Raw genomic sequence first — 20359 nt, forward strand, 5'->3', positions numbered from 1 at the left:
GGTCATGCCTGCGGGGCGGGTCGCTGGTCCGGCGGCAGCGCGCCACCGACCCGGTTGATCAACATGGCCATCTCCCAGACGACCTGGCCCATCTCCGCGTCACTACTGGCGAGTACGGTCAGCACAGAGCCGTCACCGATCGACATGATGGCCACGCGACCATCGGCCATGTCGACGACCGTCTGCTCCACCGTGCCGCCCATCATCAGCCTGGCCATTCCACTGGTCAGGCTGGCCAGACCGGCGGTACAGGCGGCGAGCTGGTCGGCGTTGTCCTTCGACAGCGTCGCGCTCTTGGCGATCACCAGTCCGTCGGTGGAAACCGCAATGGCATGAGCGACCCCCCGCGTGTTACACAGTTCATCGAGGAGAAAGCCCCACTGATCGCGCGTTGGATGAGTCGTGGGGGCTACCGGGCGTGTCATCGGGGAGACTCCTCCGGGAGTGAGTGATGAGTACGTCGCCCGGCCGCGCCGAGCGCCTGATCGACTGAGTTCATCTGTCTGCGCAACGCCTCCGGATCGCGTAGCGGCCGGGGCGTCCGACGGATCTGCGCCGGAATGCTTGGGATGACTCCGCAGCCGGGCCGGCGTACCGGCAACCCGTGCCTGGTCACCTCACTCGCCGGCTGATGTGAGGCCTCGATTGCACGCTCCGCGGCCACCCGCCACTGCTCGGGCACGGCAGGCCCACCCCCGGCTGAGCCGTCCCCGGCCGTGGCGAACCAGGAGTGCACGGGGTCTTGCAACACCTGCTCGAAGATCGCCAGCGGTGGTGGTGGTTCTGCCGTTGGTGCCGGCGTTGAGGGCATCGTCCTGACCGGGACGGGCCAGGCCGGGGGCCGCGGTCCTCCTACCGGTGCCGTTAGGCGGGCCGACAGTGCCGGAAGTTCCCGGGTCCGCTCGTCGACCACCGCGCGTGGCGGTGCTTCGGCTAGCTCTGGACGCTGCGCCGCTGCTCTGCTGAAGTGGCGCGCCGGGACGGTGAGATCGACGCGGGTGCCCTCACCGTGGTTCGAACCGATCTCGACCTTGATGCCGAGACGCTCAGCGATCCGGCCAACCACCGGCAGACCCATCTGCTCAGTTGCCGCGCTGTCCATCCGGTGCGGATACGCCAACCGATCCTGAACGGCTTGCAAAGCCGCAGACCGCATACCGATGCCAACATCACGGACCTGAATGCGCAGCAGATCTCCGTCTTGGCCGCCCTCCACCACGACCGGCGTGTCTGGCGGGGAGTACCGGGCAGCGTTGTCGATCAGCTCGGCGAGCAAGTGCGCAAGCTCCTCGGCCACCTCCCGGTCCACCACAACGTCGTCGTCGACGAACCCGAGGTCCACCCGCTTGTAATCGTCGGTCTCTCCCCCGGCGGCGCGCAGCAGATCTGGCAGCGCAAGGTCCTCGGGTAGTGGACGGCCAGCACGGCCGCCCGCGAGTACCTGCAAGTTGGCCACCATTCGCCGGATCAGCGTCGCGACGTGATCGAGGTCGAAGAGCTTCTCCAACCGATCTGGGTCTTCCTCGTTACGCTCTAGCGCGTCCAGGCTGACCATCATCCGATCGGCGCGTGACTGCAGCCGACGCGCCAGCGCCAGGATGAAGGCCCCCACGGTGCCGCGAAGCGCTGCCTGCTCGCCCGCGATCCGCACTGCCTCCCGGAACACCTGGTTGAAGGCGACTGCGACCTCGCCCACCTCGTCGCTGCCCAGCACAGGGATCGGCTTCGCGGCCTCAGCCATCAACCGCTCGACGGCGCTCGGATCAAGCTCGCTGCGGTTGAGTTGGGCAACCATCCGCGGCAGCCGATCCGTCGCAACCGCAGTGGCGCCCGCGCGCAGCCCATGCAGGGAACCGGTCATCGACCGGGTGACCCACCAACCCGCCGCCACCATCAAGCCCAGGCACGCCAGCACAGCCCCCGACACCGTGAAAATGGAGCGCCGCTGCTCATCACGCTGGCGAGTCACCGACGTCAGCAACTCGGCGTCGAGTTCCTGCTCGGCAGCCTGAAGAAGATCCATGCGGGAGCCCACGGCTGCCGCCCAACCGGAGGCAGTTACGCCCAGGCGCAGCGGTTCGCCCGGTGCCGCACGCACGACCAGGCCCTGCAAGCGCTCGGCCTGGAGCACCTGTTCACCGCTCAGACCGGCATTGACGCGGGCCTGCCAGCGCGCTGGCGCAAGAGAGCGAAACGCAGCCATTGCCTCGACGAAGCCGACGTCCGCGCTGACAATCTCTTGTTGAGCCGCCGACGTCAGCTGCCCCGCACCGACGGACCGCACGACAGCGACCTGCATCAGTCCCAGCGACTCGATCGCCTGCGACAGCGCCGAACCAGCGCGAAGATCATTACCCGTCTCCGAGTCGACGCCGAGCTGCGAGAGCCCCTGCCGGTAAGCGACGAGGTCAGCCACAAGCGCGCGGTACCGGAACACAACCAAGCTGCTGATCGCATCCGGTCTCGTCTGCACATGCTGGCGTAAGGCCCCCAGGCTCGCCATCTGGTCCTCGATCCGCTGAAGCGGACCCTGCAGGACCTGTGGCGCCCGCACACCCTGCCGCCCGGCAGCGAACTCAGCGGCAACGATGTCCGTCAGCCGAGCCTGCCGGCGATACTCCTCCGCCGTCCGCGCGTTGCTGCCGCGCGTCAAGACCAAAGCCGCAGCTACCCGCTCGTGCTGCAGCTGCGCTGCGAGCTGACTGGCTGTCCCTCCCAACGCTACGAGCTGCCGTGCCTGCTCAGTCTGCGATGCAGCAGAAGCCGCATCCGCCGCCGAAACACCCGCCAACGCAATCGTCGCCATCACGGGCAGTGCCAGCAGCAGCGCAAGCTTCGTGCGGATCCTTCTATCTCGAAGCCGTATCCGAGGCAGGTGGCGAACTGATGCCATTTGAAGGGCTGGTCGTCTCACAGCGCCTCCTTCGTCGTGTGGTTGCGATCCGAGGCGTGTCTCGGCCGTACCGTGCCGGCGCGTCTGCAGCCGTCACCCCGACCTCTGCGTGGGCCGATTCGTGAGTCGGCAAGTCGGCGCAGCGAACATCCGGCCCGCGGCCGAGTCTGCGAGCGATGGGAGTTCCCAAGTGGCTCACAGCAGGCCGCCGCCCGGCTGCCCGTGGGCACGGCCCTGCGGGCACGCCCACTCGACGCCGTGTCGCGCGACGGACGCCGACTCGTTGCCGACCGGTTCGCCGTACCAAGCACCTGCTCGTGGACATGCCCACCGGCGGACAGTTGCCGGCCGATCGACACCAGCAGGTGCGGCGCGATGACCAGATGCGCCACCAGCGGCGTGATCGGCAGAGGCATGAGCCTCCTGGCAACAGGCACGGCGAACCTTCCTCGGTGAGTTGGTATCGCTGGCTGGTGAGTACAGCGCAGCGGCGGCGGTGACGCCGGCATAGAGCGACCTAAGACGAAATCGATCAATGTCGGCTAGCCCTGCCAAGCGGTTCTGACAATCCGCCAACATTCCCGACGCCAGCAACATCCGGTAAACATGAATGTCGGCGGATTGTCGGAGATTGACGACAACCCTTATCGACAGCGCCAGCAACGGCATTTGATGCTTGCGTCGCCGCTGCATGAAATCAGCAGGCGATGAGGGGCCGCAGCTGCGATGCGGCAAAGCGATCCGCTGTGTCCACTACCCCCTTGGGAGGGCATGCACCATGGCCAGTTCATCCATGGCAGCGGTGCTCTATCGGTCACTGCCACACGTCCGGGCCTTTGAACGCGCTGCACAACCTCGGGAGACAGTCAGCACGTCGGGGCACCTCGACGTCGCCTGCGCTCCGCTTGAGATTGCCACCGCTTGTGCGCTACGCGTAGGCGCACGGTGAACAGCACCATGCTCGACGAGCACATCCTCACCCAACTCCGAGGCGACCTGCTCGCCGCATCCCGACGGGTACCCGCGCGGCGACACATCATCCACGAGTGGGAGATGTCCTCGGTCGAGCGCTGGTTCTTCCCCGATGGCAGCAGCCTGATCTGCAAGCTCACCACCGCACCGTTCACCGACGAAGCGACCGTCCTTCGCTCGCTCAACAACCAGCAAGCCCCAGTCCCGCTGCTGGACGGCTACACGATGCGCCCTGATGGGCTGGGCATGCTGATGGAAGACCTTAGCGAGCCGAACCGGACCGCGACGTTCGCGGAAGCTGCCGCCGCCGCCCAGTGGACTCACGCCACTGCGGGCGTCCCCAACCTCCGGACCTTCGACGAAGCAGGTCTGGCGCGGCTGCCGAGGCAAGGACTCGATGCGTTAGACGAGCTCCGTCGACAAGGGCACTTCATCCACGACGCGGCAGGGATCGAGGCGGCGCTGCACCGACTGGCTGCCACCGCACGACACAGAGCCGACGGTGCCGAGCGACCACCGTTCGGGCTGTGCCACGGCGAATTCCACCGCACGTCGCTGCACCTCACCCGCACCGGCAGCCGCCTGATCGACTGGGCCAAGGCATTCACCGGACCGGGACTACTCGACCTGGCCACCTGGTTCGGTACCCGCACATCCACCGAACCCCGGCTCCTCACCAAACTCATCCATGCCTACATCGCCGCAGGCGGCCATCCCGACGCCGAAGCCGACCGGGGCGGGCTTCCCGCTGCCCGATGGGCGCTGGGCTGGCACCGGGTGTGGGCAGCCTGGTGGCTGCTCACTACCGCCGCCGCTGGCCACCACCAAGCTTCTGCCGATCGGCGCCATACCCAACTCGTCCTCCGGCAACTCCGGGCCGCAGTGGACCTACTCGGAGCACCGCCGCTCATCGGCGCCAGCCGCCCATCACCTACTGCAGGAAGATCCTCGTGAAGCGCCTCATCGTCGACACCCACGCCTCGTCCTGCTATTTCCGCACCTCCGTCGGTGGCGACGGGCGCAAGGCGCTGGTGCAGGTGACCGAACGGTGCAACCTGCACTGCGCCCACTGCTTCGTCTCATCGACTGCCGCCGGGTCCGACCTGTCCCTGGTCGACTTCACCACCCGCGTGCTGCCGCGGCTGCTCGACGCACGCGTCGAACGCCTCACGCTCACCGGGGGCGAGCCCTTCGTGCACCCCGACCTGATCGCCATGTGCCAGGCAGTAGCCGCCCAAGACCTACCTGTCAGCATCTGCACCAACGCGACGCTGACCCGCGACGCCGACATCGACGCCCTGGCCGCCCTCGGCAACGTACATATCAACGTCTCCTTCGACGGATTCCGGCCCGAAAGCCACGGCAAGTTCCGCGGCGACCGGTCGTCGTTCGACACCACCGTCGCGACCACCCGCAAGTTCGCCGACGCCGGCCTGCTCAAGGGCCTGCTGTCCACGCCCAACGCGCTAACCACGCCGGACGAGTTCGCCGATCTGTGCGCGTTCGCCGTCGACGTCGGCGCCGAATACGTGCTGATGAACCCGCTCTCCTCCTTCGGGCGAGGAGTGAAGAGCCGCGGCAAGCTCGCCGCGACCGCCGCTGCCATGGACGCGATCCGGGCGGTGACCGACCGTTTCGCTGACCAGCTCGATCTCGTCCGCATCCGCTTCCCCAACGACAACCTGCCGCTGGGTGGCTGCGACGCCGGCAAGCTGATCTACGTCTTCGTCGACGGGCAGGTCGCCGTCTGCCCCTACCTGGTCTTCGCCGCCCGCACACCCGCCTCAGCGCACAGTGACACCGAGTTCCTGACCGGCAACATCCTCGACGGGGAGGCCGCCCCCAGCCTCGACGCCTACGACTTCCACACCCGCTACCAACTCGGCGCCAACCCGACCTGCGGCTCCTGCAAGATAGTCGGACAGTGCGGCAAGGGTTGCCCCGCCGCGGTCGTCGCCGCAGGTGGACGCATCGGCGACGTCGACACCGAGCAGTGCCCCATCACGGCACCCAACGGCCGTCGCCTGCTGCCGCTGTCCCTGTCGAAGGGGTGAGCAGTCTGTTCATCGCCGTCGAGGGCCCGAATGGCGTCGGCAAAACCACTATTGCCCGCCTCCTGGCCGACCGTCTCGCCGAACACGGATCGGCCGGGGTCCACCTGACCGGCGAGCCGACCCGCACACCGCTGGGCCAACTCCTGCGTCGGCAGGAATCCTTCCTGCATGGCAAGGCCCTGGCTCTCGCCCTGGCCGCCGACCGGGCCGCGCACATCGAAACAGAGATCATCCCCCGCCTCGACGACGGACTGCACGTCGTCACCGACCGGTACGTCGCCTCCTCACTAGTGCTGCAACGCATCGACGGGCTCGACCTCGGCGAGATCTGGTCCTACAACCGCTACGTCCTGCCCGCCACCGTCATCTACCTCGAAGATCACCCAGAGGTCATCCGCACCCGCCTGGCAGCCCGACCACAACTGACCAGGCTGGAGCTCGCCGGCTCACCCGAGAAGGAACTCGCCCTCTACCAAGACGCGGCGGCTCACCTGCACCGGCAGCAGTGGCGCCAACACGTCGTCGTCTGCCACGGCCTCACCCCCGAGCAGGTCGTGGACACTATCCTCGGCCTGCTACCCGCCGACGGCCCCTGACCAGCGAGGCTCACCGTGCTGTCCATCCTGACGATCAACGTGCAAGCCGCCGCGCTCGCACGCGCGCAGAACCTGCTGACCTGGCTACTCCAGCGCGACGACCACCTGATCATCCTGACCGAAACCAGCAACGGACCCGGCACCCAGCACCTACTTGCCGGCCTTCGCGCGGCCGGAATGTCCGTCACCCACCAGCCCTCACTCGACGCCGACCGAGGCTGCGCTATCGCCAGCCGCATCCCGACCCGGCCCGCCCCACACCTCACCGCCGGAATCACCCTGCCCGGCCGCGCCCCCGCCGTCACCATCGATACCCATCCCGGCGTCGCAATCGTCGGCCTATACGTCCCCTCCAGCGACCGGGCACCAGCCAAACTCGCCAAGAAACGAGCCTTCCTCAACACCGTCACCGACGCCCTGACCCGGCTATCCGCCGACGATCGCGCAAACCTAGTAGTCGGCGGGGACTACAACGTCATCAGTCGCGACCACCAACCCCGCTACCCCGGCTTCCAATCCTTCGAGTACGAATTCCTCGACGCCCTCGCCGCGGTCAAGCTCACCGACGTCCACCGGACCCTGCACCCGGACGTGCAGGCGTACAGCTGGATCGGTAGAAACGGCAGCGGCTACCGCTTCGACTACCTCCACGCCGGCGCCGCGCTCATGCCTACGGTGGTGTCCAGCACCTACCTACACCAGCCCCGCCAGGCGAAGCTCACCGACCATGCGGCACTCACCGCCTGCCTCAACGTCACCCCGCGCGCCGTTGCTGAGCGGCTAACTACTGCCGTGCCAGCACTGTTTTGAACAGTGTGGGCCTCGAATACTCCTTGCGGTCATCGCCGAGTCTGCTTCCCGTCCTGCTGCGGCACGGAGCCGAGCAGAGCAAAAGGCGGACTGAGCCTCATGAACCCGAACTGCCCCGGCACGTTTTCATACCGATGCCGGCTAGGGTGGTGACGGTAGGTCACCTGCAATGCTCATGTTTCGATGGCTTGTTCCGCTCGTCCTCCTCGGAGCGTGATCGTGTCCGTTGCCCCGCCGCCGGAGCTGGCCCAAGCCCGGGCTGCCCTCGGCAGAAGACTCGCCGAAGCGCGAAAGTCCGCCGGCTACACGCAAGAGACGCTGGCGCCGCTGACGCACTACGTCCGCAGCACGATCGCGAATGTAGAGCGCGGTCGCCAGAGCATCGGCCGAGACTTCTGGGTTCGTTGCGACGAGATCCTGGATACCGGCGGTGTGCTCGCAGCGGAGTACGACCGGCTCCGAGTATTGGTAACGCGCAACACCGCAGGACATTTCGACGGTGGACGTGCACGCGGGGCTGCGTTCGCCACCCGCGCAGAGACACATGGGCCAACGGCGCTTTCCTTGCTCGCGCCCCACGCAGCAGATGGCGATTTTGCCCCCCAGACGTACGTCGTTGACCTGTGGGCACCTGACGGCAGGTTCTTCCCTGGACTGGCGATACCGGCCTACGTTCATCCTGCGGTGGCCGAGGACGGCCGAGTTCTCGCGGCGGTACCGACCGGCTATTGCGACGACCGGCTATTGCGCACACCGCGACGGAGTCTGGTGGTAGGGCGGATCGAAACCGATCAGGGTGCCCAACTGTTCGGCTTGGACGCCCGTCATGCCCGCCAACGCCTCGCCCAGGCGGCCCCTGACGCGCGGCTCGTCATCCCGCAGGCGTATCAGCTTGACGAACTGGTCCTCGCACTGTTGTGGGCTGTGGCGAACCTTGACGAGGCGCTGCTGGCCGACGACGCGCGTATTGAGCAGGCCATCGCTGAACTGGCCTCCTACGAGCAGATGAGCAGATCCGCAGTCAGCCACGATCTTGCCGCGGATCTCAGCGACGTCGGCCGGATGTGGCTCGGGTCGGTCTTCTGCGCCGGACACATCCACCGACACGCAGACGCCCTCACCTCGACCCCCGCCTACTGGACCCGCGAACAGCGTGGCGAGGAAGCCAGCACTTGGCTGCTGTTCGCCCATAAGCAGAGGTATCTGGACCTCACCGCCGCGCGTGCCGGAAGTCACCGCATCATCCGCGCGTTCTGCATTCCTCGCGCGGCAGTCGACGCCTCCCCTCGCGGCGAGCGGATTCTCCTGCTGTTGGCGGTGGCACTGATGGAGTCATACGGCATCGAGGTCGTCATCACCGACGAGCCAGAGTACGCAGGCACACCCGGCTTCGTGACTGACAGCGACCGTCACGCGGTGCTCGCCAACTGGGTCGGCGCCCAGGGCATCTGGCATGTCGACGTCACCGACGACCACCGCACCGTGCGCCAGTACGGCGCGGCCATTAACCACGCCAGCGGCCGGTCGGTTATCGCCGCTGCGTCTCCGCCCGCACGCCTGCGTGTCCTGACCGAGTACCTGGATCTGAACTGGGAGACGCTCGCCCGGCGTTGCCGAGACCTCGCCGACCAGGGGTGCGCCGCCGTTGTGCAACCCCGCAGCAGACATCTGTCAACCGCCGGCATCGACCGCGCCTGCCGCTACCTCGCCGACGCCGCTGCATCGACCGACTAGTCTTCCGACAGCGATGATCGTCGCCGTGGGGAGGCCAGAACAGTGTCATCGGGGAAGCGAGTATCGCCGCGGGTGACGGTCTTCGGGCTTGGCGGCACTATCGCCATGACCACCGCAAAGGGCGGCGGCGTCGTCCCCGCACTGACCGCCAGTGATCTCGTGGCCGCTGTGCCCGGCCTTGCCGATACCGGCATCGCGGTCGACGTCGTCAACTTCCGTAGCCGCCCCGGCGCCTCCCTGACATTCGCCGACCTGGCTGACCTGGCCAGGAGCGTCCACCAGACCGCCGCCGCAGGCACCTCCGGCATCATCATCACCCAGGGCACGGACACCCTCGAAGAAACCGCCTACTACCTGCATCTCCTGCACACCGGACCGCAGCCCATCGTCGTCACCGGTGCCATGCGCAACCCCACCCTCGCCGGTCCAGACGGGCCCGCCAACCTTCTCGCCGCCACCAGGGTCGCTGCCAGCCCTCATGCCCGAAACCGGGGCGCTCTCGTCGTCATGGCCGACGAGATCCACGCCGCCGACCGTGTCCGGAAAACGCACTCTGTCAGCACTCAGGCATTCACCTCACCCAACGGCGGCCCACTTGGCTACGTCGTCGAAGGCGAACCCCGCTTCCTCAGCCACACCGCCCCCCGCCACGCTGTACCGACACCCGTACGCCAGCCGCGCGTGGGCCTCTACACCGCCACAGTCGGCGACGACGCGACTTACCTGTCCGCAACGGCAGCCCACTTTCATGGCCTCGTCATCGCTGGCTTCGGCGTCGGGCACGTCCCGGACACCTGGGTCTCGACTCTCACTGCGCTCGCCCAGCAGATCCCCGTGGTCCTCGCCTCCCGCATCAGTGCGGGGCCTGTGCTCACCAGCACCTACGGCTTCCCGGGCTCGGAGCGGGATCTCGCCGAACGGGGACTCATTCCTGCAGGCTTCCTCGACCCCTACAAGGCCCGGATCCTGCTCCATCTCACCCTTGCCGCAGGCGCCACCGCCCACGAGACGGCAGCGGCGTTTCGCGCCGTGGCCTACCCCGGCGAGCCGTGGCCATGGCCGCAGCAGCCGGCCACCAACGCCCCGACCGCCTGAAGGAGCCCTCTTGCGCAGCCGCGAAGTCGTCACCGGACGTACCGTCGTCGCCGTCTTCGACCACGGGGAAGACTTCTACGACGCCCTCGACCGCACCTGCCGCGCCCATGGCATCCGCCAGGGCTACATCCCCACGTTTATTGCGGGCCTCGCCACCGCGGACATCGTTGGCACCTGCGAACGCCTCGACAACCCCGACGCCCCCGTGTGGACCAAAGTCCACCTGACCAATATCGAGGCCCTCGGCGGCGGCACCCTCGCCTACAACCCCGACACCGAGACCGTCGAGCCGCACATCCACCTCACCGTCGGCTTGAAAGCACACAGCGCCACCGCCCACACCAGCCATCTGCTCACCGCGACCGTTCAATTCCTCACCGAAATGATCATCGTGGAGATTGTCGAACCAACGATGACGCGCGTCCGCCAAGCCGACCTCTACGGAGTGCCACTCCTACAGTTCCCCTGAAGACACTCGAGCACGTCGGCGGAACGAAGAAAGCTAGTTGACGTGCTCGATCAGAGGGTGTGGCAGCGCATCGATGGGCAGATCGACGGCCGTGGTTTGGCAGGCCCGATGGGGTGGCGAGCAGTTCGTTCCCATCACGTCGACCACCCGCGTCGGCACGGTTACCCCTGCAGTTCGCTTGAACGAGATCGAAGGCGGCGGCGTGGCGAAGCGCTAGTTGGGGCGCCCGATTGAGGGTACGGCAGCTCAGGCTGACCGGTGTCATCCGCAGAGCCGTCGTGGCGGCCAAGTTCACAGCCGGTACGGCGTCAGGCGTCGATTGACCACGTCAGACCGGAGCTGACATCCTGCCGGCAGCGCTCGCCAGGTTCCATATCAACGTGTCGTAGGTGTCCACGACCCGCAGCACCGGCACGCCCAGTGAACGAATCATCGCATCGAGCCCGTGCTGCACCTGCTCACTCGAATGCTGGGAGCTAACCAGTCGCTCCACCTCGACGAAGGTACCGAGGCCGTCGACTACGTCGACGCATACCGTCGCGCCGTCCCATTCGCCGGTTCGCCGCTGTTTGACGATTCGCACGGTTGGCACCCAACCCATTGTGGCAAGAGCAGCGTGCATCGCGTCACGGTCGTGGATGACGCAGTCGTGCTCCAGACATGCCATCTCGTTGTCGATCGGCTTCTTCACGGTGAACAGATGGCGACCCTTCTGCGTGCGCAGACGCGCAAACGGAACACCGATCTTCGACATCCCGTACGACCAGCCGGCTGGCGCATACGCCTGGTCGTCCTGTACCGACGGCTCTGTCAACACCACCTGCCGCTGGGCGAGCGCCTTGATCAGCTCTCCTAAGTCGCTGACGTGGTACTTGGCTTCAACCTCATGATCATTGTTGGCTAGCGCGCGGGTCACGAGCAGGCAGCATACGAGGATCGCGATCACGCGGGTTTGAGACACCGCGACGGTGATGTCGGAACTTTGTCGGAAGAATGTTGGAACCAGCCGGCGACTACCCGACGCACGACGCCTCTGCAGCTACAGTGCCCTCACGCCACCGCGTCTCGCCTCGCGCGGACGTTCGTCGTATCGATCCGGAGCCGCTGATGCCGAACGATTCACCGCAGGAAATCGCCGCGGCATGGCTCGCTCTTGGTCAGATGCTCGCCCGCAGCCGCAAAGTCGCCGGTTACACACAAGAGACGTTCGCGCCTCTCACCAACTATGGACGAAGCACGATCGCGAACGTGGAAACCGGACGTCAGCGAGTGGGACGAAACTTCTGGTCCCGAAGCGATGAGATCTTGAGCACCGGCGGCAGCCTGGCCCGAGAATACGACCGAATCCGGCACATCAGCGCCCGGCAGGTGCCGAGCGGCATGCCTGCACCTCAGCCGCTTGAGGCTACTCCGGGACCGCCGTCCTCCACAGCTCTTTCGACGTTTGCCCGCCGACCCGGCGGCGACTACCTGGTAGGCGAGTGGAACACTTTCTCTACTCTGACCAGCATGCTTGCGCAGCAACGCCAGGCTGTATCACCCGACGCGCTTCTCGGGCTGATCGAGGCACACCGTGAATGCCTGTCGACGCTCTACCGCAAAGCCGGCCGCGCGCCCATCCGTGCTGACATTGGAGCTATGCTCGCCGAAGCCTCTGTCGTCGCCAGCAGACTGTGGAGCGCGCAGGGTAACCGTGCTCTCGCAATCGCTCACTGCGCCTACGCCCGCCAGCTGGGCGACAGGCTCGGTGACCGCCGGATCAGCGCGACCGCACGAATCTTCGAGAGCAACCTCCAAGCTGCCACGCTGATCGAAGCAGATGGTGACGTCATGATCGGCCTGCGGCTGCTCGACGAGGCCGACCAGGCATCTAAAGATCTCAGCCCCGCCGCACGAGCTCGGATAGCCGCCGAGCAGGCCCAGGCCTATGCCGCCCTGCGGCTTCCACGCGAGGCTACCGCCGCTCTGAAGCGAGCAGAAGCAGCGGTCAACGACTTGTCACCGGCTGACTGTGTCGGTCTCTACAGCGACTGGAGCAACGCCCGCCTCCACGTCTATGCGGGCACGTGCCATCTCCTTCTCGGCCAGCCCGACCAGGCTGTGGAGGTGCTCGAAAGTGCTGTACAAACGCTCGAACACGACCCCGCGAACGTCAACGTCGCCCTCGCAGCAGCAGTGGACCTCGCGAGCGCCTACGCCGAGACCGGCGAGCTGGAACGATCCTGTGCCCTGCTCGGTGACACCTACAACCGGCTGAAAGCCGGCGGAAACCATCGGGGCATCGCACGAGCTCAACGTGCCCGAGAGCGACTGGTCCGATGGCGCGACGAGCCAATTGTCCTCGAACTTGAGGAGCAGATGGCCGCCTAGCAGGCAGCCGGCGACCCGCCCGAACTCACCAGCGAACTCACGGCGGCCACCACCGTCGGTGGGTCGAGACTGTCGAGAACCAGGTCAGGCTCGTAGGATGCCAGCTCCTGACGCCCAATCCGGTGAGCGACGACAGCGACACGGAAGCCGGCGTGACGTGCGCAAGCGATATCGTTCGGCGCATCCCCGATGACGAGCACCCGAGCGGAATCGAGCGGGACGCCGTAGACCGCGGAGTAGCGCTGAGCTACGACCGCCGGGAGTTGGAAGCGGTCTCGAGCGTCCGACCCGAACCCGCCGATGCGGAGATCGAGAAACTCGTCCAAGCCCGACACCTGCAGCTTCACCTCTGCGGCCGAACGCAGGTTGCCGGTCAGCACGGTCTGGTCGAAACCATGGCCGTGCAGCTCCGCGATGCTCGCCGCAGCACCTGGATACGGTGGCTGCACCTCAGCCAACTCCCGCCGGCCCTCTTGCATGACTGCGGCGATGGCCTCACGGAAGGCGGGTATGCCGGCCTCCGCAGCCAACGAATCGACGCCCGAGGTGATGGCCGCATCGATGGCAATCGACTCGTCCGTATAGCCGTGCACCTTCTTGTCGGGGAAGGCAACCTCGGACTCGGCCATGCCGTACGCACGAGCGATCGCGCGCGTCAACCAACGCAAATCCGCAGGGATGAGCGTCCCGTCGACGTCCCAGATGACCAAGCCGGCGCTGCTGTGGTTCACAGAACCATCGTCGCACGGGGCACGGGCACGGGCACGGGCACGGGCACGGGCAGCGCGACTGGATCTTGGCTGAGTTCCCCTCGCTCTGACGAAGCAGTGGTTGTCTGCTGCCAGCTGGTGCAGGGGTGGCGAACTGACCCCTCGAAGCACGCCCGTGGAACTAACCACCATGCAAGCCTCGGCCAGCGGGAGCGCCACGTCGGCTGGGGCGCTGAGCTGAGCGACGGCTGTCGATGTCGATGTCGATGTCAGCGGATTGTCGTAATCGGGTGTCAGGCCTACCCGACAGCGGTCGGGGTCGGCGATGGTCAATGGGCTTTACCCGAAAGGCCGGGCCGGGTTATCCGCGCTGTCGCGGCACCGCACGGCACGGCCCCCTTCCCGATCACAGCCCAACCGCCTGAAACCGGCCCACCAGCCAGCGCCGCCCCGCGTCAATCGCCCCTGGGCCATGTCGCCATGCCCGGCTACCCTCCAACTCGCGGGCGGGCCCTCTAGAGAAGGTCGCCCACCCCATGTCCTTGAACTTCGATCCCCAGTGGCTATCTCGATACCCGGCGCAGGATTTGGACGGCGACGCGGTGTCGTCCTGCGTGTTCTGCGGCATTGCGTCCGGCGACGTGGAAGCGCACGTCATAGCCGAGACAGCGGACACCATGTGTTTCCTGGACCATCTCCCGGCGACCTACGGGCACGTCCTCGTTGTTCCCAAGCAGCACTTCCAGGACCTACTCGACATCCCGGAAGAACCATTCCAGAACGTCATGGCGACCGCGAAGCAGGTGGCGAATGCCCTGCGGGACTCGTGCGGCGCGTCCGGCATCAATCTGGTCCACGCCACCGGCCAGGCCGCCCATCAGACCGTCTTTCACTTCCACGTCCACGTCGTACCGCGCTACGACGGCGATTCGATCGTCGTCTTCCCTCGACTGGCCGATCCGGCCCACAAGCACGAGGTCGCACAACGACTGCGCACGGCCCTCAACGCCCCACAGCCGTCCAAGACCAAGGCAGAAGGCAGCCAACCATGATGACCTCACCGATCGACGCCGTCGCCCAGTTCACCGAGCAGGGCTTCGCGCTCCTCAAGCAGGCCGTCCCCGATCGCGTCGTCAGCACGCTGGACGCGACCGTCCGCAGGCTTACCGATGACCGCGGCCCCGAACTGACGCACAGCTCGTTCAACACCAACCCGGCCCTGACCCACGTCCGTGACGCCGCGAACCTCATCACCGAGTACCAACTGCTCTTCGAGTGCGGCGCCCTGATGTCCGTACCCCACCAGATCCTCAACGGGTCGCTCCAGATCCTGGGCACCGAGACGCTGCGGCGGGGGATCTACCAGGAGGCCCACGAGCCGTGGCACCGCGACTCCGGGCCCTACCTGGAGCGTCCGTACGACGAACTCAACGGACCGCTGCACCTCAAAGCCCAGGTGTTCTTCACCGACACACGACCCAAGGACAGCGGCAACCTCGTACTCATCCCCGGTTCACACCGGTGGCCGGCCAACCACATGGACGACGCCTACTGGAAGGCCGCGAACGACGCCCTCGCCCAAGGTTCGCTTCCCGACGGCGCCCTGAGCATCCACGCGGAACCAGGCGACGCGGTCGTCTTCGGCAACACCATGTGGCATGCCGTGCTGCCCAACCGGACCCAGGAGCGACGCACCGCGATCATCCGCTTCGGGCAAGCGTGGCTGCGCCCGTACGACCACACCTGCGACCCCGCCACCGCGGCCGGCCATCTCTCCTCCCAGAGCCGTCGGCTGCTCGGCTACCACTCCAACACGGTCAACCCAGTGGACCTGTACAAGGACACGACGAGCAGCGAGAGCTGGGGCGCGTGATGACCGACTCACCGCAGGTCGTGACCGTGCTCGGGGCGACCCGGAACTTCTTCAAGGTCGGTCACTACACGCTGCGCCGACTCGCCGCCGACGCGCAGCAGATGACGCTACGCCTGGCCATCCCCGAAGCCCGGACCGCCGGGCGGGCCGTCAGCGACATCGAGGTTCAGCTCCGGGACTGGGAGCCGGCGGAGCCCGCCTCGCTGGTCGAAGCGCTGGCCGGCACGGAGACCATGCTGATGGTGCCTCCAATCGACCGGCGACTCGACATCGGCGGCATGTACCTGCAGGCGGCGCAGAGGGCCGGTGTGCAGAGGATCGTCTGCCTGGGCATCCAGTTCGCCCCGGAGCAATGCGCGATGGCCGACGAAGCAGCAGCGCTGGAAGCCCTCCTGGAGAAATCCGGGATCGCGTTCGACGTCGTCCAACTGCCCATGTTCCTGGAGAACATTCTCTACCAGTGCCAGTCGATCGCCGAGACGCGGTCGTTCACCTTCCCCGTCGACGCGGACACCCCGTTCTCCTACATCAGCTGCGACGACGCCGCCGATCTGTTCTGCCGCAAGATCCTGTCTCCCGACTCGGTGGATCTGAGCGGCTCCCTGATGAGCCACCACTCGCAGGCGACCTGTGCCCAGTGGGCCTCGGCCCTGAGCCAGGCATGCGGGCGGCCGATCAGGTTCGTGCGGCAGACAGACGAGCATTTCGTGACGAGCCTGGCCAAGTACGGGATGCGCCGCCCTGCCGCAGCGCAGGTTCTCGGCCTGTGGGGCCGCATCGGCGCTGAGGGGGACGCCCCGGCGACCCGGACGGCCGCGCAGCTCCTGGGTCGATCCTCCACCGATCTTGAGACCTGGACGACGGCCCATGCCTGCTGCTTCGGCCCCGGCTTCACCTCATGTTCCCACCCGCACCCACCCATTCAGCACATGTTCGGCCCCGCCTAAGAGGCGGAGCGCCAGGGCGCAGCGCGAGCCCTCCGCCGGGCCCGCGCTGCGCCTGACCGCCAACTGCGGGCCCGCGTTTCGGGGCACGACGGCGTTGCCAGGTAGAGGCAGGTACCAGGTGCGACGGGTGCTCTCCGCCCCGAACAAAGACCGAGACAGCTGAGGACTCCTTCCATGACTCTCACCAACTGGGCCGGCAACGTCGCCATCGCCGCCGAGGGCGGCTGGACGCGCATCACGTCCCTGGAACAGCTGGAGTCGATGCTGACGCGCGAGCAAGGAACAGTGCGCGTCCTCGGATCCAGGTTCACCTACCCCGCTCAGCTGCGGTGCCCGGACGGAACTCACGGCATCCTCCTCGACCTGCCCGATCGCGGAACTGGTGAGCTGCGTGGCGAGAACCTGCACGTCACGGGAGACACGCTTCTCGAAGACGCGTGGCGGGCTTTTGCCAGCCACGGGTTAGAGCCGGCCGCTTGCCCGCCGGTGATCACAAACCAGACGGTCGCAGGCGCGCTCGCCACCGGCACCCACGCACAGGGTCTGTCCGGGGGCACCTTCTCCGACTGCGTGGCCGCCGTCGAGCTCATGGACGGGACCGGCACCCTGCACCGGCTCACCCCCGCAGACGCCGAGTTCGACGCGGCCGTGCTCAACCTCGGGTGCCTCGGCGTGGTCGTCGGCCTGGAACTTCGCGGTCGACCGGCCCAGGAACTGCACTGCGCCCGTTTCACCGTCGCCGAGGACAGCCTGCCCGAGCGCTACGCCGCCTGGAACCACGAATCCGTGGCCGCCAAGAGCTGGTGGTTCACCGAGCACCAGGTCACGCACACCTGGATCGTCCACCACGACAACTGGACACCCACAGGCGACGAGACCCAAACTCGGGCTGACCTGGACCACATCGTGACCCGCACCCGCCGCCAACTGATGGCCGACATCGGCGACGGCCAGGGCCGGACGCCAGCCGCCCAGACGCTGGAGAAGTTCCTCAGCGCGACGGGCACCACGGGGACACTTCACGGGATCTTCAAGAACGGCATCCCGGCCCCACAGCTGAACATGGAGATCGCCGTTGCCCTGGACGCCGTCCCCGCGGCATACGCCGGTCTCAAGCAACTCCTGCGCGACTCTCCCTACAAGCTGCACTACCCCGTCATCCTGCGCACCACCGGCCCAGCCCACGGCCACCTGAGTCCCACGCAGGCAGCCCCCGCCACCTACTTCGGCTTCGTGTCCTACATGACCGCCGCCGGGTCGATCACCGCAGCGCGTCCACTGTTCGACGACATCCAGCGCCTGCTCTACGACCTGGGCGGCAGGCCACACTGGGGCAAGTACTTCACTCCCGAGATGCTGCCCGCCTCCCACACCGACGGCTTCCACCAGTTCCGGCAGGCTCTCCACACGTTCGACCCACACCGACGCTTCGAAAACGACACGTTCTATCGCACGCTCGGGCTCTCCCCGGCACGACCCGGAACTGACAAGCCGCCCCCGCTCAGCCGCCCCCGCCTACCGGACCAACGGACAGAACCCCGCCCGACGGCACCGACGCGACACCACGGATGAATCCCACCAGCGCTACCGACATGCTGTCAGGGGCAGTCAGCAGAATGGGCAGCATGACCACACCTTCCGCAGCGGCGCCCGCTGTCGACCTCGCTGACGAGGCCGCCTACCTTGAAGCCGTCGCGCAGGCGCGGAAGGCCGCCGATGCCTACTACGGCTCCGGCGAATCAGACTTGGACGACGAGACCTACGACCGGCTGCTACGCGGTATCACCGCGTGGGAGAACGCGCACCCCGGGCAGATCGCGGTCGACTCCCCGTCCCAGCAGGTCGCGGCAGGCGTGACAACTGGCGACGTCGCGCACCCCGTTCCGATGCTCAGCCTGGGCAACGTCTTCTCAGACGAGGAACTGACGGCGTGGGCCGCCTCGCTGGAGCGGCGGCTGGGCGGAGCCGCAGTGGCAGGCTGGGCGGTGGAACCCAAGCTCGACGGTGTGGCCCTGGCAGCCCGCTACCGCGAAGGCCGGCTGGTTCAACTCGTCACCCGCGGCGACGGGACGACCGGGGAGGACGTGTCCCACGCGATCGGGGACATCATCGGCCTGCCCATGACCCTGACCGAACCGGTCACGATCGAAGTGCGGGGCGAAGTCCTCATGACCGAGGACCAGTTCGCCGCTGCGAACGAACTCCGGATCACGCACGGCGCCACAGCCTTCGCCAACCGCCGCAACGCCTCCTCGGGCTCACTGCGCGCCAAGGACCGTGCCTACCGAATCGGGCAGACCTTCCTGGCCTACGCCGCACTGACCCACCCCGAGCACACCGACGACCCCGCCCTCGCCGCGCTCACCCACACCCAGCTCATCGCCCGCCTCGCCGATCTCGGGCTGGGGACGATGACCGACACCCCGCTCGCCACCCGGACCTACGCGACCCTTGACCAAGTTGTGAACCGGGTGCACGAGATCGGCGCCCTGCGCGCGGGACTCGACATCGAACTCGACGGTGCCGTGATCAAGGCCGACAGCCCCGCCGACCAGATCCGGGCCGGGATGGGATCTCGCACCCCACACTGGGCCACCGCCTTCAAGTTCCCGGCCGCCCAGAAGATCACCGTGCTGCGCGCCGTGCAGTGGAGCGTGGGCCGCACCGGTGTGATCGCCCCACGGGCCGTCCTCGACCCCGTGGACGTCGCCGGCACCACCATCACCTACGCCACGCTGCACAACCCGGCCGACATCACCCGCCGAGGCCTGATGCTCGGAGACCACGTCATCGTCTACCGCGCCGGCGAAGTCATCCCCCGCGTCGAAGGCGCGGTCGCCGGCCTCCGTACCGGCACCGAGCAGCCCATCGACTTCCCCGCACTCTGCCCGCGCTGCGGCTCCGGCATCGACCGCAGCCAGGAGCGCTGGCGCTGCGCGCGGGGCCGCTCCTGCGGCCAGAAAGAGGCGATCCGGTACGCCGTCGCCCGCGACGCGCTCGACATCGACGGCCTCGGCGAGAAAATCATCGTGCAACTCGTCGACAAGGGCCTGATTGAGGACTTCGCCGACCTGTTCACCCTCACCCGCGATCAGCTACTCACCCTGGACCGCATGGGGGCCAAGAGCGCCGACAACCTCCTGGCCGCGATCGAGACGGCCAAGACCAAGCCCCTCAATCGCGTCTTCTGCGCCCTCGGCATCCTCGGCACCGGCCGTTCCATGTCGCTGCGCATCGCCGCGCACTTCGGCTCCATGCAGGCCATCCGAGACGCCAACGCCGTCGCTCTCGAGCAGGTCAACGGCATCGGCAACGAGAAGGCTCCAGTGATCGTCGAGGAACTGGCCGACCTCGCACCAGTCATCGACAAGCTCGTCGCCGCAGGTGTGAATATGGACCAGCCCGGCTTCGTTCCCTCTGCTTCCACAGATGCTGAAGGCGATGCCGAGACGTCCGCCCAGGAGGCGAAGAGCGAGCTGCCCTTGGCGGGGATGACCGTGGTGGTGACCGGCGCGATGACCGGGCCTCTCTCGAACCGATCCCGAACCGAGATGACCGAACTGATCACCAATGCGGGGGGACGCGCATCCTCAAGCGTCTCTGCCCGCACCCACCTCGTCATCGCCGGAGAGAACGCCGGCAGCAAGCTCGACAAGGCCCGGGCGTTCGGCATCGAAATCATCACGCCCGAGGAACTTGCCCAGCGCCTCGCTTGGCACCTGACATGAATTGGGGCTAATGACCAGCCCGAGTCGACCGGCGACGGTGTTGCCACTCACCTCCGTCCGGAACCGTGCACGGCGAGCTGACGACGGATCGTCACCTCACCAAGGCAG

At 67.0% G+C, this 20359-nt stretch carries 17 protein-coding genes; 13 read left to right on the forward strand and 4 right to left on the reverse strand.

The genetic code is table 11. The features are described 5' to 3' along the window. Positions 1-2 precede the first annotated feature (2 nt). Both AB0A90_RS17145 and AB0A90_RS17150 read right to left on the reverse strand, forming a co-directional pair. The gene (locus AB0A90_RS17145) at positions 3-425 is read right to left on the reverse strand and encodes a roadblock/LC7 domain-containing protein (protein ID WP_357248184.1); all 423 of its coding nucleotides are present in this window, start codon (positions 423-425) and stop codon (positions 3-5) included. After that, entirely contained in the window at positions 422-2806 is a 2385-nt protein-coding gene (locus AB0A90_RS17150; protein ID WP_357248185.1) for a sensor histidine kinase, read from the reverse strand. The genes AB0A90_RS17145 and AB0A90_RS17150 overlap by 4 nt, the downstream gene beginning before the upstream one ends. A 1032-nt stretch (positions 2807-3838) precedes the next feature. Between AB0A90_RS17150 and AB0A90_RS17155 the strand changes: the two genes are divergently transcribed. The 7 genes from AB0A90_RS17155 to AB0A90_RS17185 all read left to right on the forward strand — a co-directional run bounded on the left by AB0A90_RS17155 (position 3839) and on the right by AB0A90_RS17185 (position 10623). Next, positions 3839-4819 carry an aminoglycoside phosphotransferase gene (locus AB0A90_RS17155; protein WP_357248188.1) on the forward strand — a complete coding sequence of 327 codons (981 nt, stop codon included), beginning with the start codon at positions 3839-3841 and terminating at the stop codon, positions 4817-4819. Further along, entirely contained in the window at positions 4816-5919 is a 1104-nt protein-coding gene (locus AB0A90_RS17160; RefSeq protein WP_357248190.1) for a radical SAM protein, read from the forward strand. Before AB0A90_RS17155 ends, AB0A90_RS17160 begins: the two co-directional genes overlap by 4 nt. Beyond that, a complete protein-coding gene (tmk, locus tag AB0A90_RS17165; protein ID WP_357248193.1) occupies positions 5916-6515 on the forward strand; it encodes a dTMP kinase in 600 nt (199 codons plus the stop codon). The genes AB0A90_RS17160 and tmk overlap by 4 nt, the downstream gene beginning before the upstream one ends. Before the next feature lie 15 nt (positions 6516-6530). Then, a complete protein-coding gene (locus tag AB0A90_RS17170) occupies positions 6531-7325 on the forward strand; it encodes an endonuclease/exonuclease/phosphatase family protein (protein ID WP_357248195.1) in 795 nt (264 codons plus the stop codon). Between the two features lie 213 nt (positions 7326-7538). Then, positions 7539-9059, forward strand: coding sequence for a helix-turn-helix transcriptional regulator (locus tag AB0A90_RS17175; protein ID WP_357248198.1), 1521 nt, complete (start codon positions 7539-7541; stop codon positions 9057-9059). 72 nt (positions 9060-9131) lie between these two features. Further along, a complete protein-coding gene (locus tag AB0A90_RS17180) occupies positions 9132-10154 on the forward strand; it encodes an asparaginase (protein WP_357248201.1) in 1023 nt (340 codons plus the stop codon). A 10-nt stretch (positions 10155-10164) separates the two neighbouring features. Next, a complete protein-coding gene (locus AB0A90_RS17185; protein ID WP_357248204.1) occupies positions 10165-10623 on the forward strand; it encodes a DUF296 domain-containing protein in 459 nt (152 codons plus the stop codon). Between the two features lie 328 nt (positions 10624-10951). On the opposite strand, the gene AB0A90_RS17190 is transcribed toward AB0A90_RS17185, so the two are convergent. Continuing rightward, positions 10952-11569: a CYTH domain-containing protein gene (locus tag AB0A90_RS17190; RefSeq protein ID WP_357248208.1), complete on the reverse strand. Its 618-nt coding sequence runs from the start codon at positions 11567-11569 to the stop codon at positions 10952-10954. A gap of 161 nt (positions 11570-11730) precedes the next feature. Here AB0A90_RS17190 and AB0A90_RS17195 point away from each other — a divergent pair, with 161 nt between their 5' ends. Then, the gene (locus AB0A90_RS17195) at positions 11731-12993 is read left to right on the forward strand and encodes a helix-turn-helix transcriptional regulator (RefSeq protein WP_357248211.1); all 1263 of its coding nucleotides are present in this window, start codon (positions 11731-11733) and stop codon (positions 12991-12993) included. Here AB0A90_RS17195 and AB0A90_RS17200 read toward each other — a convergent pair. Beyond that, a complete protein-coding gene (locus tag AB0A90_RS17200) occupies positions 12990-13724 on the reverse strand; it encodes a haloacid dehalogenase-like hydrolase (protein ID WP_357248214.1) in 735 nt (244 codons plus the stop codon). The genes AB0A90_RS17195 and AB0A90_RS17200 overlap by 4 nt on opposite strands. 515 nt (positions 13725-14239) lie before the next feature. Here AB0A90_RS17200 and AB0A90_RS17205 point away from each other — a divergent pair. From AB0A90_RS17205 to ligA, 5 genes are all read left to right on the forward strand, one after another. Continuing rightward, positions 14240-14755, forward strand: a complete 516-nt coding sequence (locus AB0A90_RS17205) for an HIT family protein (RefSeq protein ID WP_357248218.1) — start codon at positions 14240-14242, stop codon at positions 14753-14755. Continuing rightward, positions 14752-15576 (forward strand): phytanoyl-CoA dioxygenase family protein, encoded by an 825-nt coding sequence (locus AB0A90_RS17210; RefSeq protein ID WP_357248220.1) that lies wholly within the window; start codon positions 14752-14754, stop codon positions 15574-15576. The genes AB0A90_RS17205 and AB0A90_RS17210 overlap by 4 nt, the downstream gene beginning before the upstream one ends. Continuing rightward, positions 15576-16523 (forward strand): NmrA family NAD(P)-binding protein, encoded by a 948-nt coding sequence (locus AB0A90_RS17215; protein WP_357248223.1) that lies wholly within the window; start codon positions 15576-15578, stop codon positions 16521-16523. The genes AB0A90_RS17210 and AB0A90_RS17215 overlap by 1 nt, the downstream gene beginning before the upstream one ends. 174 nt (positions 16524-16697) lie before the next feature. Beyond that, on the forward strand, positions 16698-18095 hold the full coding sequence (locus AB0A90_RS17220; protein WP_357248226.1) for a D-arabinono-1,4-lactone oxidase: 1398 nt from the start codon (positions 16698-16700) through the stop codon (positions 18093-18095). Between the two features lie 53 nt (positions 18096-18148). Continuing rightward, complete coding sequence (gene ligA / locus AB0A90_RS17225) at positions 18149-20251, forward strand: NAD-dependent DNA ligase LigA (protein ID WP_357248229.1); 2103 nt, start codon at positions 18149-18151, stop codon at positions 20249-20251. The last annotated feature ends 108 nt before the right edge of the window (positions 20252-20359 follow it).

The organism is Micromonospora sp. NPDC049204 (assembly GCF_040647935.1).
Taxonomy (GTDB): domain Bacteria; phylum Actinomycetota; class Actinomycetes; order Mycobacteriales; family Micromonosporaceae; genus Micromonospora.

Coding starts and splice junctions, on each gene's coding strand:
- AB0A90_RS17215 (WP_357248223.1), top strand. CDS start 15,576: ATGACCGACTCACCGCAGGTCGTGACCGTGCTCGGGGCGACCCGGAAC.
- ligA (WP_357248229.1), top strand. CDS start 18,149: ATGACCACACCTTCCGCAGCGGCGCCCGCTGTCGACCTCGCTGACGAG.
- AB0A90_RS17145 (WP_357248184.1), bottom strand. CDS start 425: ATGACACGCCCGGTAGCCCCCACGACTCATCCAACGCGCGATCAGTGG.
- AB0A90_RS17220 (WP_357248226.1), top strand. CDS start 16,698: ATGACTCTCACCAACTGGGCCGGCAACGTCGCCATCGCCGCCGAGGGC.
- AB0A90_RS17195 (WP_357248211.1), top strand. CDS start 11,731: ATGCCGAACGATTCACCGCAGGAAATCGCCGCGGCATGGCTCGCTCTT.
- AB0A90_RS17150 (WP_357248185.1), bottom strand. CDS start 2,806: ATGGCGACGATTGCGTTGGCGGGTGTTTCGGCGGCGGATGCGGCTTCT.
- AB0A90_RS17210 (WP_357248220.1), top strand. CDS start 14,752: ATGATGACCTCACCGATCGACGCCGTCGCCCAGTTCACCGAGCAGGGC.
- AB0A90_RS17205 (WP_357248218.1), top strand. CDS start 14,240: ATGTCCTTGAACTTCGATCCCCAGTGGCTATCTCGATACCCGGCGCAG.